This is a genomic window from Burkholderiales bacterium, assembly GCA_036262035.1.
In the GTDB taxonomy this organism is placed as follows: domain Bacteria; phylum Pseudomonadota; class Gammaproteobacteria; order Burkholderiales; family SG8-41; genus JAQGMV01.
Genome location: DATAJS010000020.1, coordinates 102,571 through 115,610, shown reverse-complemented (window position 1 = coordinate 115,610; position 13,040 = coordinate 102,571). Strand labels below are relative to the sequence as shown.

The 13,040-nt window shown below is 65.8% G+C and carries 14 protein-coding genes; 6 read left to right on the top strand and 8 right to left on the bottom strand.

All coding sequences use genetic code 11. From position 1 onward, the window contains the following. The 6 genes from VHP37_23440 to VHP37_23415 all read left to right on the top strand — a co-directional run. Positions 1–352 (top strand): formate dehydrogenase (locus VHP37_23440; GenBank protein HEX2829324.1); only part of this gene is annotated, 352 nt, incomplete at its 5' end. Next, entirely contained in the window at positions 349–585 is a 237-nt protein-coding gene (locus tag VHP37_23435; protein HEX2829323.1) for a hypothetical protein, read from the top strand. The genes VHP37_23440 and VHP37_23435, both read left to right, overlap by 4 nt. Positions 586–607: 22 nt before the next feature. Next, positions 608–1,708, top strand: a complete 1,101-nt coding sequence (locus VHP37_23430; GenBank protein HEX2829322.1) for a formate dehydrogenase subunit gamma — start codon at positions 608–610, stop codon at positions 1,706–1,708. Beyond that, positions 1,705–1,926 (top strand): hypothetical protein, encoded by a 222-nt coding sequence (locus VHP37_23425; protein ID HEX2829321.1) that lies wholly within the window; start codon positions 1,705–1,707, stop codon positions 1,924–1,926. The genes VHP37_23430 and VHP37_23425 overlap by 4 nt, the downstream gene beginning before the upstream one ends. Positions 1,927–1,934: 8 nt before the next feature. Then, complete coding sequence (locus VHP37_23420; protein HEX2829320.1) at positions 1,935–2,630, top strand: glutathione binding-like protein; 696 nt, start codon at positions 1,935–1,937, stop codon at positions 2,628–2,630. A 228-nt stretch (positions 2,631–2,858) separates the two neighbouring features. Beyond that, positions 2,859–4,697, top strand: a complete 1,839-nt coding sequence (locus tag VHP37_23415) for a phosphoenolpyruvate carboxykinase (GTP) (protein HEX2829319.1) — start codon at positions 2,859–2,861, stop codon at positions 4,695–4,697. Between the two features lie 171 nt (positions 4,698–4,868). On the opposite strand, the gene VHP37_23410 is transcribed toward VHP37_23415, so the two are convergent. From VHP37_23410 to VHP37_23375, 8 genes are all read right to left on the bottom strand, one after another. Next, positions 4,869–5,846 carry a Gfo/Idh/MocA family oxidoreductase gene (locus tag VHP37_23410; protein ID HEX2829318.1) on the bottom strand — a complete coding sequence of 326 codons (978 nt, stop codon included), beginning with the start codon at positions 5,844–5,846 and terminating at the stop codon, positions 4,869–4,871. 86 nt (positions 5,847–5,932) lie between these two features. Beyond that, complete coding sequence (locus VHP37_23405; protein ID HEX2829317.1) at positions 5,933–6,802, bottom strand: tripartite tricarboxylate transporter substrate-binding protein; 870 nt, start codon at positions 6,800–6,802, stop codon at positions 5,933–5,935. Positions 6,803–6,942: 140 nt separating this feature from the next. Next, positions 6,943–7,476, bottom strand: a complete 534-nt coding sequence (locus tag VHP37_23400) for a flavin reductase family protein (GenBank protein HEX2829316.1) — start codon at positions 7,474–7,476, stop codon at positions 6,943–6,945. Further along, entirely contained in the window at positions 7,473–8,654 is a 1,182-nt protein-coding gene (locus VHP37_23395) for an acyl-CoA dehydrogenase family protein (protein ID HEX2829315.1), read from the bottom strand. The genes VHP37_23400 and VHP37_23395 overlap by 4 nt, the downstream gene beginning before the upstream one ends. Positions 8,655–8,660: 6 nt before the next feature. Beyond that, complete coding sequence (locus VHP37_23390) at positions 8,661–9,659, bottom strand: Gfo/Idh/MocA family oxidoreductase (protein HEX2829314.1); 999 nt, start codon at positions 9,657–9,659, stop codon at positions 8,661–8,663. An 82-nt stretch (positions 9,660–9,741) separates the two neighbouring features. Beyond that, the gene (locus VHP37_23385; protein ID HEX2829313.1) at positions 9,742–10,848 is read right to left on the bottom strand and encodes an LLM class flavin-dependent oxidoreductase; all 1,107 of its coding nucleotides are present in this window, start codon (positions 10,846–10,848) and stop codon (positions 9,742–9,744) included. Positions 10,849–10,901: 53 nt separating this feature from the next. Then, positions 10,902–11,882: a tripartite tricarboxylate transporter substrate binding protein gene (locus VHP37_23380; protein HEX2829312.1), complete on the bottom strand. Its 981-nt coding sequence runs from the start codon at positions 11,880–11,882 to the stop codon at positions 10,902–10,904. A 36-nt stretch (positions 11,883–11,918) separates the two neighbouring features. Continuing rightward, complete coding sequence (locus VHP37_23375) at positions 11,919–13,034, bottom strand: Gfo/Idh/MocA family oxidoreductase (GenBank protein HEX2829311.1); 1,116 nt, start codon at positions 13,032–13,034, stop codon at positions 11,919–11,921. Between the last annotated feature and the right edge of the window lie 6 nt (positions 13,035–13,040).

Below are 13,040 nucleotides of genomic sequence, written 5' to 3'. Positions count from 1 at the left end.
GCCGCAGTTCCCGCAGGACGGCGCGTTCGGCCTGCGCGGCAAGATGGACAAGTGCACCTTCTGCGCGGGCGGTCCGGAGCAGGACCACAGCGCGGACGAGTTCAGGAAATACGGTCGCAACCGTCTCGCCGAAGGCAAGCTTCCTGCGTGCGCCGAGATGTGCTCGACCAAGGCGCTGCTGGGCGGCGACGGCGACGTCATCGCGGACATCTACCGCCAGCGCGTGTTCACGCGCGGCAAGGGCAGCGAAGTATGGGGCTGGGGCACCGCCTATGGTGCGCCCGGCGCCCCGGGCGCTCCGCAATCGGCGCCCCCCGGCCAGACGCAGCCTCAGCAGGGGCCGAAATCGTGAAGGGCCGCGGCGTTCTGATCGCGGTCGCCCTCGCGGCGTTCGGGGCGTTCACGCTTGCGGCCTGCGGCGAAAAGCCGCAGGTGACCGTCTACAAACAGGGCAAGTACCAGGGCAAGCCGGACAACGTGCCGTGGCAGGGCCAGCCCTTCAACAACGACAAGGCCGAGTGGGAGAAGTCGATCAAGGCCCGCAACAACGCCCAGAACGAGTACGTCCGCGTCGGCGCGAAGTAACCGGGGGGGAGAGAAGGTGGAGATGAAAAACGCGAGCGTGTGGGCGCGACTTCTCGTCGCGCTCGTGTTCCTGGTTCTTCCCCAGTTCGCGCTGTCACAGCAGAAGAGCGAAACCCAGCAGGGTGCCGCGCAGCAGCCCGGCGCCGCGCAGGGACAGCCCGCCGAGATGCAGCGGCAGAAGAGCCAGCCGCTGAACAATGCCCCGATGTGGCGCGACGTGCGCAGCGGCGACGTCAACGCCTACCAGACGACGCAGGTGCGCGGGCCCGAGACCAACGTCCTCATCCAGACCGAAGGCGAGATGTGGCGCCGGGTGCGCAACGGTCCGATCACGGTCTACGGGGGCTGGCTCATGGTCGGGGTGTTCCTCGTGATCCTGGCGTTCTTCTGGTGGCGCGGCAAGATCGCGCTGCAGGAGCCCAGGACAGGCAGGCTGATCGTGCGTTTCACGCCGTGGGAGCGCGTGGTGCACTGGTCGGTGGCGATCACCTTCCTGATACTCGCGGTCAGCGGCATCTTCATGCTGTTCGGGCGCTACGTGCTGCTGCCGATCTTCGGCTATTCGATCTTCTCGGCGCTGACGATCCTCGGCAAGAACCTGCACAACTTCGTCGGCCCGCTGTTCGTCGTGTGCACCGTGGTGATGTTCGTCGTCTTCGTGCACGACAACCTCCCGCGCGCCTACGACTGGCAGTGGCTGCGCAAGGCCGGCGGGATGGTGAGCGGCGAGCACGTGCCGTCCGGCAAGTTCAACGCGGGCGAGAAAGCGTGGTTCTGGTTCGGCGTGACCGTGCTCGGGATCATCGTGAGCGCGAGCGGCCTCGTGCTCGACTTCCCGAACTTCGGCCAGACCCGCGAGACCATGCAGTGGGCGAACGTCGTGCACGCGATTGCGGCGGTGATCTACATGGCGATCTCGCTGGGGCACATCTATCTCGGCACGATCGGGCTGGAAGGCTCGTACGACGCGATGCGCCACGGCGTGGTCGACGAGACCTGGGCGAAAGAGCACCACGAGATCTGGTACCGCGACGTGATGGCGCGCAGGGATCGCGTGGCGCCGGCGGGCTCGGCGCCGACGACCGCACCGGCGGCGGCGATGGAGGAGGGATGGAAAAAATGAAAAGAAGCAGCGTTTATGCGGCCACGGCAGCGCTCGGTCTCGCGCTCGCCGGCGGCGTCTCGGCAAAGCTCCCCGCACCCACCGAAGAACAGCAAGCGAAGGCCGCCGAGGCCAAGGCGAAGGCCGACGAGGGGGCTAAAAAAGCCGCCGAAGCGCTGGCAAAATCCCAGGATCGCGCGGTCGACAACTTCAAGCGTACGCGCGCAACCAGGCGCTAGGGGGACCCATGATCGACGTCTACTCGTGGCCGACGCCGAACGGCCACAAGGTCCATATCATGCTCGAGGAAACCGGCCTCGAGTATCGCGTCTACCCGATCAACATCCGCGAGGGCGATCAGTTCAAGCCGAGCTTCCTCGCGATCAGCCCGAACAACCGCATCCCGGCGATCGTCGACAGCGAAGGGCCCGGCGGCAAGCCGCTGTCGCTCATGGAGACGGGCGCGATCCTGCTGTACCTCGCGTCCAAGAGCGGCCGGTTCCTGCCGATCGACATGGCGGAGCGCTGGACCTGCGTCCAGTGGCTCATGTGGCAGATGGGCGGCCTGGGCCCGATGATGGGGCAGGCCAATCACTTCCGCCGCTACGCCCACGACAAGATCGAGTACGCCATCGACCGCTACACCAACGAGTGCAACCGCCTCACCAACGTCCTCGACAAGCGGCTCGCGGAAACCGAATACCTCGCCGGCGACGAATACAGCATCGCCGACATGGCGTGCTTCCCTTGGATGCGCGGCGCCGACGCGCGCGGAGTGAACATCGAGGAGTATCCGAACGCGAAGCGCTGGTTCGACGCGATCGATGCGCGTCCGGCGGTCCAGCGCGGCGTCAAAGTGCTCGCCGACGCCAGCAACAACGCGCCTCACGACGCCAAATCGTGGGACATCATGTTCGGCAAGACCCAGTTCCAGCGACGTTAGGCGCTTTTCAGCACGCGAAACGCCTCCCCGCACGAGGCACTTTCCACGCTGCACTGCGGCGGCGTTAGTGCCTGCATACCGTTCGAAAATAGCGTAAAATCAGGGCCCCACGGCAGAGCAAGCGGATGTGAAGCGCACGGGTGTCGCGCATTTCACGAACGGCCGCTTGCTTTGCCTTTGTTTTTTCACGCGAACATTCTTTAGCGCGCCCAGGATGAGGAAAGCCGTATGAACCAGACCGCTACAGCGGCTCACGTTGCACCTGCCATGGAATTCCCGGCCTACGTCACCAACCAGAAGCTCAAGGCATGGGTCGAGGAGATGGCCCAGCTTTGCAAGCCGGACCGTGTGTACTGGTGCGATGGTTCCCAGGAAGAGTACGACCGCCTCAACCAGGAGATGGTCGACTCCGGCATGCTCATCAAGCTGAACCAGGACAAGCGTCCCGGCAGCTTCCTCGCGCGCTCCGATCCCGCCGACGTCGCGCGCATGGAGGACCGCACCTTCGTCTGCCCGAAGAATAAGGAAGACGCGGGCCCCAACAACAACTGGGTCGAGCCTGCGGAGATGAAGGCGACCCTCACCAAGCTGTTCGACGGCTGCATGCGCGGGCGCACGATGTACGTGATCCCCTTCAGCATGGGGCCGCTCGGCTCGCCCATCGCCCACATCGGCGTGGAGCTCACCGACTCGCCGTACGTGGTGGTCAGCATGCGGATCATGACGCGCATCGGCCGCGCGGTGCTCGACGTGCTGGGCAAGGACGGTTATTTCGTGCCGTGCCTGCACTCGGTGGGCGCGCCGCTCGCTCCGGGCGAGAAGGACGTGCGCTGGCCGAGCAACAAGGAGCACAAGTACATCGTCCACTTCCCCGAGGACAAGTCGATCTGGTCGTTCGGCTCGGGCTACGGCGGCAACGCGCTGCTCGGCAAGAAGTGCTTCGCGCTGCGCATCGCGTCGATCATGGCGCGCGAGCAGGGCTGGCTCGCCGAGCACATGCTCATCCTGGGCATCGAGCCCCCCGGCGGGAAGAAGCACTACATCGCCGCGGCCTTCCCCAGCGCGTGCGGTAAGACCAACCTTGCCATGCTGATCCCGCCCAAGGCGCTCGAGGGCTGGAAGGTCACCACCATCGGTGAGGACATCGCGTGGATCAAGCCGGGCAAGGACGGACGCCTCTATGCGATCAATCCCGAAGCGGGTGCCTTCGGCGTCGCGCCGGGCACGTCGCACGAGACCAATCCCAACTGCCTCGCCGCGCTCCACGAGAACACGATCTTCACCAACGTGGCGCTGACCCCCGACGGCGACGTGTGGTGGGAAGGTCTGACCAAGGAAGCGCCCAAGGACCTCATCGACTGGCAGGGCAACCCGTACGATCCGGCCAGCGGCAAGCCCGCGGCGCACCCGAACGCGCGCTTCACCGTCGCCGCGGACCAGATCCCGTCGCTCGACAAGGACTGGGAGAATCCCGCCGGCGTGCCGATCAGCGCGTTCCTGTTCGGCGGCCGCCGCACGACCACCGTGCCGCTCGTCGCCGAAGCCTACGACTGGACGCACGGCGTCTACATGGCCGCGACCATGGCGTCCGAGACGACCGCCGCGATCATCGGCAAGGTCGGCGTGGTGCGCCGCGATCCGTTCGCGATGCTGCCGTTCTGCGGCTATCACTTCGGCGACTACTTCCAGCACTGGCTGAAGCTCGGCGAGAAGCTCGCCGACAAGCCTAAGGTCTTCAGCGTCAACTGGTTCCGCAAGGACGAGAACGGCAAGTTCCTGTGGCCGGGCTACGGCGAGAACATGCGCGTGCTGAAGTGGATCATCGAGCGCGTGGAGGGCACGGCAGGCGCCGTCGACACCCCGATCGGGCGCGTGCCGCGTTACGAGGACCTCGACCTCGCCGGGCTGAACATCGGCCGCGCGACGTACGACAAGCTCACGCAGATCGACCGCGGCGCGTGGCGCGACGAGGTGCAGGACCACGGCAAGCTCTTCGATTCGCTGAAGAGCCGTCTTCCCGACGCGATGGAAGCCAAGCGCAAGGAGCTCGAGCAAGCGGTGAGCTGAGTTCGCTCGGCGGCAAACGAAAACGGCACCCGCGGGTGCCGTTTTTTTGCGCTCGTCATTCCCGATCCGCGGTAGCGGGATCGGGAATCCATTTTCGGAGGCTCGAGGTCAAGATGGATCCCCGCCCCCGACTAAAGCACTCGAGGGCAGGCTCTGCGCGGGAATGACGACTCACAAGGCTGCCACGCGAACGCGCTCGCCCGTTTCCAGCGACCGCGTAATCGCCTCGAACGCTCCGACGGTGTTCAGCATCTCCGCCGGGGTGATCGGATAGGGCGCACGGCCCTCGACCGCGTCGGCGAAATGCTCGAATTCCGCCAGCAGAGAATCGCGCGGCGGAAACTCGCGGACCTCGGTCTTGCCGCCGCGCGTGCGCACGACGAGACCGGTTTCGCCGATCGCCTCGACCGAACCTTCGTCGCCGAAAACCTGCACGCGCCAGTAGAAGGGCGAGGCGCGCACCGCGCCCAGCAATCCGCTGACGTTGTTCTCGAACCGGAAGAGCACCGAGATCGTGTCGCGGGGATCGGGGCTCGGTTTGGTCGAGATGAACTGGCCCTGCACCTCGGCCACCGGACCGCACGCGTTCACGAAGGCATCGAGGATGTGGATGCCGGTGCCGGTCATGCCGGCGCCGGGCGTTTCGTTCGGGTCCGCGCGCCAGTCGGAGAAGTGCAGGCCCGAATTCTCGTTGCTGTAGTGGCCCTCGACGTGCAGCACCTTTCCCAGTATCCCCGTCGCGAGCGCCTGGCGCAGACCGTCCATCGACGGCCAGAAACGCTTGTTCTGGCCGACGCCGATCGGTACGCCGGCTTTGGCGACGGCCTCCAGGGCGCGTGCCGCGTCCGCGCGCTTCAGCGACAACGGCTTCTCGCAGAACACCGGCTTGCCCGCGCGCGCGACCTCGACGATCTGATCGGGATGGAGCGAGTGCGGCGTCGCGAGCACGATCGCGTGCACGCGCTTGTCCTCGAGCGCCGCGTCGAGGTCCGACGACAGCGTGAAACCGTGCTGCTCCGCGAGCGGCCTCGCCTCGTCGAGCTCTTTCGAGACGCCGTGCACGAAGCGGATCTTGGAGCTCCTACCCTGCACCGCCTTGAGGATGTTCTTGCCCCACCAGCCGAGTCCGATCAGTGCTGCGTCTACCATTCAATCTCCCAACGTGAAACGTGAAACGTGAAACGTGAAACGTGAAAGGAGCCACGGGTTTTCTCACGTTTCACGTTTCACGCAGTTCAGTACTGAGCCTTCAGTCCGATGTTTTTGATGATCGTCTTCACGCGCTGCTGCTCGTTCGCCATCAGTTTCTGGAACTCCTGCGGCGAGCTCGGCGCGGGGTCGGCGCCGCCGGCCTGATAGCGCGTCCTGACCTCGTCGGTCTTCAGGTACTTCACCGAGTCGCCGTTGATCTTCGCGACGATCGCCGCCGGCACGCTGCGCGGGCCGACGAGGCCGAAGTAGCTCTCGGAGACGAAACCGGGCATGCCCGCTTCGGACATCGTGGGCACGTCGGGCAGCGCGACCGCGCGCGTCCTGCCGCCGCTCGCGATCGCCTTGAGCTTGCCGTCCTTGAGCGCGGGCATGCCGGCGGGCAGCGGGAAGAGATAGTAGTGCACGCGGCCGCCGTACATCTCGGCGAGCGCATCGGCGAGCAGCTTGAACGGCACATGCACCGCGTTGAGCTTCGCCGCCGCGTTGAACATCTCGGTCGCGAAGTGCGACGAGCTGCCGGCGCCGGCCGAGCCGAAGTTGTAGTAGCCGGGCTTTTCTCGGATGCGCGCCAGCATCTCCTGCAGCGAAGCGACCTGAAGTCCCGGCCCGACCACCGCGACGTTCGGCATCGAGGCGACGTTGCCGATGTAGGTGAAGTCCTTGAAGGGATCCCACGGCGGCTCTTTGGCGAGGAGCGGCGCGGTGAGGTGCGGCTGCCCGACGAGCCCGATCGTGTGACCGTCCGCCGCCGACTTCGCGACCACCGTGCCGCCGATCAGGCCGCCCGCGCCCGGACGGTTGTCGACGACGACCTGCTGGCCCCAGCTCTCGGTGAGCTTCTGCCCGAGCACGCGCGCGAGGAAATCGCTCGCCGCGCCGGGCGGAAAAGGCACGACGAGACGCACGGGTCGGGTTGGGAAGGTTTGCGCTGATGCGCCGGCTGCAAATGCGGCGAGTAGCGCGCAAGCAAACATCCGGGCCATTTTCATGCATCCTCCTCGGTGCGTTACGCGGCTATCGCCGCTGACGCACCCTACGTTTTTTGCGGTTCTTCGCCCCGCAGGTTCGCGTATTTCCCTTTGCAGAAGAGCAGCGGCTCGCACGCCCGGTAGGCGTAGTGCAGCACGTGGCCGATGAAGATCACGTGGTCGCCGCTGTAATAGCGTGTCTCGTTGCGGCATTCCAGGTGCGCCGCGGCGTCGGCGATCAGTGGCACGCCGAGGCGGCCTTCGAGGCGGTTCACGCCGTCGAACTTGTTCGCGATCGGCTGGGCGAAGCGTGCGGACAGGTCGCGCTGCTCGGCCGCGAGGATGTTGATCGCGAAGTGGGGCGCCTGCAGGAAGTTGGAGAGGTTGGGCGAGCGCAGGCTGAGGCTCCACAGCACGAGCGCGGGCGACAGCGACACCGAGCTGAACGAGTTGCAGGTGAGCCCGATGGGCGCGCCTTCGGGCGTTACGGTGGTGACGATGCACACGCCGGTCGGGAAGGTGCCGAGGGCGTTGCGGAAATCGCGGGGATCGAAAGCCTGCTCCGGAGGGCAGGCCGGAGGGCTTTGCGGATCGCTCACAGCGTCGCGATGTCGGGTGCGATCCCGAGCATGAATTTGCCCGCGGCGGAAGCTGCGACGTCCCAGGTCAGCGCGTAATGGTTCTGTGCGGCGTGCACGTCCCTGAAGATGCGCTGTATGGGCTTGTCCTCGTACAGGAACTCGCCGCCGCCTGCTTCGAAGAGGAGGTCGACGGCGTGTGCGCACAGCCGCGCGGCGTAGGCGCCGTCGCGGCGCAGCCGGATCTTCTCTTCCACGGTCGGCACGCGCGACGCCTCGGCCGCTTCCATCGCGGCTTCGCAGTTGGTGATCAGCATGAGCTCGCCCGCTTCGATCGCGGCGGCGGCCTCGCCCAGCCGCAACTGGGTGGTGGCGTGGTCGGACATGAGCTGCGTCGTGTACGAGGTCACGCGATGGCGTGTGTCCTCGGCGAAGATCTTCACGGCCGCCTGCGCGAGCCCCAGCACGGTAGAGGCGACGACGTAAGGGAACATGTCGAACACCGGCAGGCGGTAGAGCGGGCCCGGATTGAGCGCGATGCCCGGCGCGCCGCAGCCTTTCATGCGCTCGACCGCGAGGGTGCGGTGCTCGGGCACGAAGATGTCTTTCACCACGACGTCCTTGCTGCCGGTGCCCTTGAGGCCGGCCGCGTGCCACGTATCCAGGGTGTCGTAATCGCTCTGCGGGACGAGGAAGACGCGGTAGTCGGGAAGCTCGCCGTCGGCGGACGCGATGCCGCCGAGCATCGTCCACGTGCACGCGTCGATGCCGCTCGAAAACTTCCAGCGGCCGGAGAGCTGATAACCGCCGGCCACTCGAGTCGCGCGGCCCGGCGGGAACATGAGCGCCGAGCCGATGAGCTGGTCCGACGACGCGCCCCAGACCTCCTCCTGCGCTTCGCCGGGCCACATCGCCAGCATGAAGTCGTGGTTCGCGAGATTGGCGTACACCCATGCGGTCGAGCCGCAGCCGCGCGCGAGGATCGCGGTGACGCGCACCAGCGCTTCGTACGGCAGCTCCAGGCCGCCGACGCGCTTCGGCTGCAGCACGCGGAAGAGCTCGGACCGGCGCAGCTCTTCGATCGTTTCGTCGGGAATGCGGCGCAGCTCTTCGGCCGCGCGCGCGCGCGCAGCCAGCGTCGGCACGAGCGCTTCGGCACGCTCGAGGACGCCGCCGTAATCGGGTGTCGCTTTACGCATGGAAGGTTACGCCGGCACCTTTTCCGGCGCGCCGGATTGCACAGACTTGAATATTGCTTCCAGCGCCGAGATGTTGGCAATCATTTGTTCCTGCGGCACGGGGTAGGGCGCGCGCGCTAACGCCGCGTCGGCGAACGCTTCCAGATTGGCGAGCACGTTGTCCGCCGGCTTGTATTCGACGACCTCGCGCTTGCCGCCGCGCAAGGCTTTGGTCAGCACCCAGCCTTCGGGCGCTTCCGGGTGCGATTTGTCCCGCACCTCGATCCAGCCCTTGTTGCAGTAGACGGCGAAGCGGCCTTCGAAAGGTGTCGCGAGGATCGCGCTGATGAGCGCATGGCCGCCGTTCCTGAACGAGACCAGGATCGCGAGCGTGTCGCCGTTGACGAGCTGGCTGCCGAGCTGTTTGACGCTGGCGTAAACGCTCTCCGCCTGGCCGAAGACGCCGACCGAGAGATCGAGGAGGTGGATGCCCGTCGCGGTCATCGGTCCCGCAGGCGCTTCCTTGCCCGAGAGACGCCAGTTGTCGGCAGGCAGCGAGAGAAACTTGTCCTGGCTGAAGTTCGCCTCGACCTGCAGCGGCAGCCCGAGCTCGCCCGATTTGACCACGCGCATCAATTCCATGATCGGCGGCTCGAAGCGCCGCTCGTGACCGACTGCCAGCGCGACCTTGTTGCGGTTGACCGCCTCGACCGCGCGCAGCACGTCGGCGCGCGTCATCGACAGCGGTTTCTCGCAGAACACGTGCTTGCCTGCGTTGGCGACCTTGACGATCTGGTCGGTGTGCTGAGTGTGCGGCGTGCAGAGCACCACGCCCTGGATCGAAGGATCGCTCAAAACGTCGTCGAGGCTCGTGACGACTTCGACCTCGTGCTGTTTCGCGAAATCCGCGATGGCCGCGGGATTGATCTCGACGACTTTCGAGACCGAAATCTTGGTGCTGCGTTTGAGGAGCGGGACGATGATCTTGCCCCACCATCCCATGCCGACGACTGCGACGTTGAACACTTTGCGATTCCTTGGATTAAACCGGGGTCAGACCTCAAAAAGGCCGGGGTCTGACCCGGAGTTAGAGGGTCTGACCCTGCGGTCAGACCCCGATTGTTGTTTTCGCGAGCGCGGCGTTGACCGCGGGCATCACTTTCTCCGCCATGAGCTCCATCGAGCGCTTGGCGAGCGCGGGGTCGACCCAGTCGTGACACGCGTACACGAGCTCGCCGAAATCGCCGGTCTTCTCCTGGAACGCGAGGATCTGGTCGACCACGCTGTTCACGGTGCCTGCGATCACCAGCTTCTCGGTGACGTATTCGGGCGTGATCTGCGAGTCCGGCATGCTCTGGTCGACCTTGAACAGGTTGCCGCGATTGCCGAAGCCCACGAGCTTGCGGACGAGCTGCTTGAAGTAGAAGTGATACGGACCTTCCGGACCGAGCCCGTAGCGCTTCGCGGTCGCCTCGTCGTCCGCGACGAAGATGCTCTTGGCGACGCGCCATTCGGAGGGTGTGGCCTCCTTGCCGATGTTCCTGCGGCCTTCCACGTAATTCGGCCAGTGCGTCTTCACCCACTCGGGCAGGAGGAAGTTGGCGGAAATCGGCTGCCACCCGCGCTCCGCCATCGCGGTCACGCCTTTCGAGAACGGCGCGACGACGGTGCCGACGATGGGCGGGTGCGGCTTCTGGTAGGGCTTGAGGATCGCGCCCTGGCCGATCTCGGGGATCATGGTCTTGCCGGTGGTGACCTCCCAGAATTGCCCCTTGAGGTCGTACGGCGGCTCGCTCTCCCAGATCTTCAGCACCATGTCGATGCACTCGACGAACATGGCGTTGCGATCGCGGCCGTAGTTGCCGAACACTTCCGCGTCCGACATCAACCCCCCCGGGCTGATGCCCATGATGAAGCGGCCCTCGAGCATGTTGTCGATCATCGCGACCTGCGCGGCGATCGCGGCGGGATGGCTGTTCGGCATGTTGATCGTGCCGCTGCCGAGCTTGATGTTCCTGGTGTCGTGCACGAGGCTGGCGAGGAACATCAGGCACGAGGTGATGGTCTCGGCGCGGTCGGTGACGTGCTCGCCGACGTACGCTTCCTCGTAGCCGAGCTTGTCCGCGAGCAGGATGCACGCGCGGTCTTCGCGCAGGGTCTCGGGATAGCTGCGGCCCGGCGGGTGCAGCGGCATCATGAACATGCCGAGTTTCATGGTGTTGCTCCTGGTGGTGCTTTCTTGGTTGCGCGTCGGCTCACCGCGATCGGTTACTCGGTCGGTATCTTCGCGTCTTTGATGACCTTGCCGAAACGCTGGTTCTCGGCTTCCCAGAATTTGCGGAACGCGGCGGGGTTGTCGCTCAGCACGACGTTGATGCCGCCGTCGGCGAGGCGCTTCTGCACCTCGGCATTCTTCATCGTCTCCTGCGAGACGTCGAAGAGCTTCTTCTGGACGTTCTGCGGCGTTCCCTTCGGCACGAACACGCCTTGCCACGACCCGACGGTCATCGTCGGGAAGCCTTGTTCCTTCATGGTCGGCACCTCGGGCATCGCGGGAACGCGGTCGGGAGCGACCACGCCGAGCATGCGCAGCCGGCCGCTCTTCGCGAAGGTGATCGAGGACGAGAACGTCACGAAAGCGACCTGCACCTCGCCCGAGACCAGGCCCGTCATCGCCGGTCCGGCCCCGCCTTTGTAGGGCACGTGGACCATTTTGGTGGCGGTCATGATCTGGAAGATCTCGGTCTCGAGCCGGTTGGCGCTGCCGGGTCCGGGAGTGCCGTAATTGAGCTTGCCCGGATTGGCCTTGAGATACGCGATCAGCTCCTTGGTGGTCTTCACCGGGAGCGACGGGTGCACGACCAGCGATCCCGGCACGTCGACGACCTCGGTGATGCCGATGAGGTCGCGCAGCGCCTTGACCGGGAAGGTCGGGAACATGTTGGGGTTGATCGCCATCGTGCCGACATTGCCGAGCAGGAAGGTATAACCGTCGGGGCTCGCGCGCGCCGCGAGCTCGACGCCGATGTTCCCCGCCGCGCCGGCACGGTTCTCGACGACGACCGGCTGTCCCAGGAGCTCGACCATGCGCGGCTGGATGATGCGCGCGACGTGATCCGACGCGCCTCCGGGCGCGAACGGCACGATCATGCGCACCGGACGGTTGGGGTAGTCGCTCTGCGCCGCGTATGCCGCGGGAACTGCGGTGAAAGCCGCTGCCGCGGCCGCGATCCACACTGTGCTCTTCATGCTTCCTCCTCCTCGTTTTGAGGTCAGAGCGCGGATCTAGAGCCCGCGCTTCTCTTCGCCGGGGACGATCGGTAACGCCACCGGTTTTTTAGTTCGTGCAGACAGGTCGATCGCCTTGGTCAGCATCAGGCGATTGTGTCCCTCGGCAGCCGTGGCGTGCTGGGTCTTGAGGCCCAGCGAGAGCCGCGTCAGCCACGAATTGGTTTCCTCGCGCATCGGTCCGCGCAACTCGCCCAGCGCGATGTCCCCGACAGGGTAGCTCGTCAGGAAGTCGACGCGGCGCGACTCGTGCGGCGCGTAGCCTTCGCCCTGCGCGCTGTTCACCGCGAGCACGATGTCGCGGTGGGTGTCGTCGATGGTGAGCACGCCTTCGGTGCCGACCGCGCCGACTTCGAGGCTGTACACCGCGCCGGGCCACACTTCGGGCAGGGCCCACGAGATCACCCCGTGGTAGATCGAGCCGTCCTCGAAGGTGATGACGTAGCCGGTGCCGTCGATGCCTTTCCACTTCGGGCCCAGCGCCTTGTCGACCGAGCGCGCGTAGACTTCGACCGGCTTCTTCGCTTCCATCAGCCACATCACGACATCGAGCGCGTGCGTGCCCGAGATCACCATCGGCGAGATTTCCGCCGGATTCTCGGTGCGCTTGTAGTTGTCGATCGCGACGAGGCGGTTCATGAAGGCGCGCGACGTGACCATCGTGACGTCGCCGAGGGCGCCGGTGCGCACCTTTTCCTTCGCCACCAGCCAGCGGCGCCGGAAGCGCTGCGTATAGCCGATGACCGCGTCGACGCCGGCGTCTTCGATCGCTTTCAGCGTGCGCGCCGATTCTTCGAGGTCGGTCGCGAGCGGCTTCTCGATCATCATCGGCAGCTTGCGCTCGAGCGCCGCCATGATGGGGCCGACGTGCAGGTGCTCGTCGGTGGAGACGACGACCGCGGTGACTTCGGGCTGCTTCAGGAGCTCGCGAAAGTCGGCGGTCACGAAATCGGCGTCGACTTTCTCGGCGACGAGCTTGGCGCGGTCCGCATTCTTCTCGGCGAGACCGATCCAGTCGACCTGCGGAAAGCGCTTGGCGATCTCGCCGCGGATGAGACCGACGCGGCCGGCGCCGATGATGGCGAGGCCGATGCGTTTGGGTTGTTTCTTCATGGGGCT

Bases quoted from the DNA above. Each gene is read 5' to 3' on its own strand.
- VHP37_23420 (HEX2829320.1), top strand. From the start codon at position 1,935: ATGATCGACGTCTACTCGTGGCCGACGCCGAACGGCCACAAGGTCCAT.
- VHP37_23430 (HEX2829322.1), top strand. From the start codon at position 608: ATGAAAAACGCGAGCGTGTGGGCGCGACTTCTCGTCGCGCTCGTGTTC.
- VHP37_23375 (HEX2829311.1), bottom strand. From the start codon at position 13,034: ATGAAGAAACAACCCAAACGCATCGGCCTCGCCATCATCGGCGCCGGC.
- VHP37_23425 (HEX2829321.1), top strand. From the start codon at position 1,705: ATGAAAAGAAGCAGCGTTTATGCGGCCACGGCAGCGCTCGGTCTCGCG.
- VHP37_23385 (HEX2829313.1), bottom strand. From the start codon at position 10,848: ATGAAACTCGGCATGTTCATGATGCCGCTGCACCCGCCGGGCCGCAGC.
- VHP37_23410 (HEX2829318.1), bottom strand. From the start codon at position 5,846: ATGGTAGACGCAGCACTGATCGGACTCGGCTGGTGGGGCAAGAACATC.
- VHP37_23415 (HEX2829319.1), top strand. From the start codon at position 2,859: ATGAACCAGACCGCTACAGCGGCTCACGTTGCACCTGCCATGGAATTC.
- VHP37_23380 (HEX2829312.1), bottom strand. From the start codon at position 11,882: ATGAAGAGCACAGTGTGGATCGCGGCCGCGGCAGCGGCTTTCACCGCA.
- VHP37_23395 (HEX2829315.1), bottom strand. From the start codon at position 8,654: ATGCGTAAAGCGACACCCGATTACGGCGGCGTCCTCGAGCGTGCCGAA.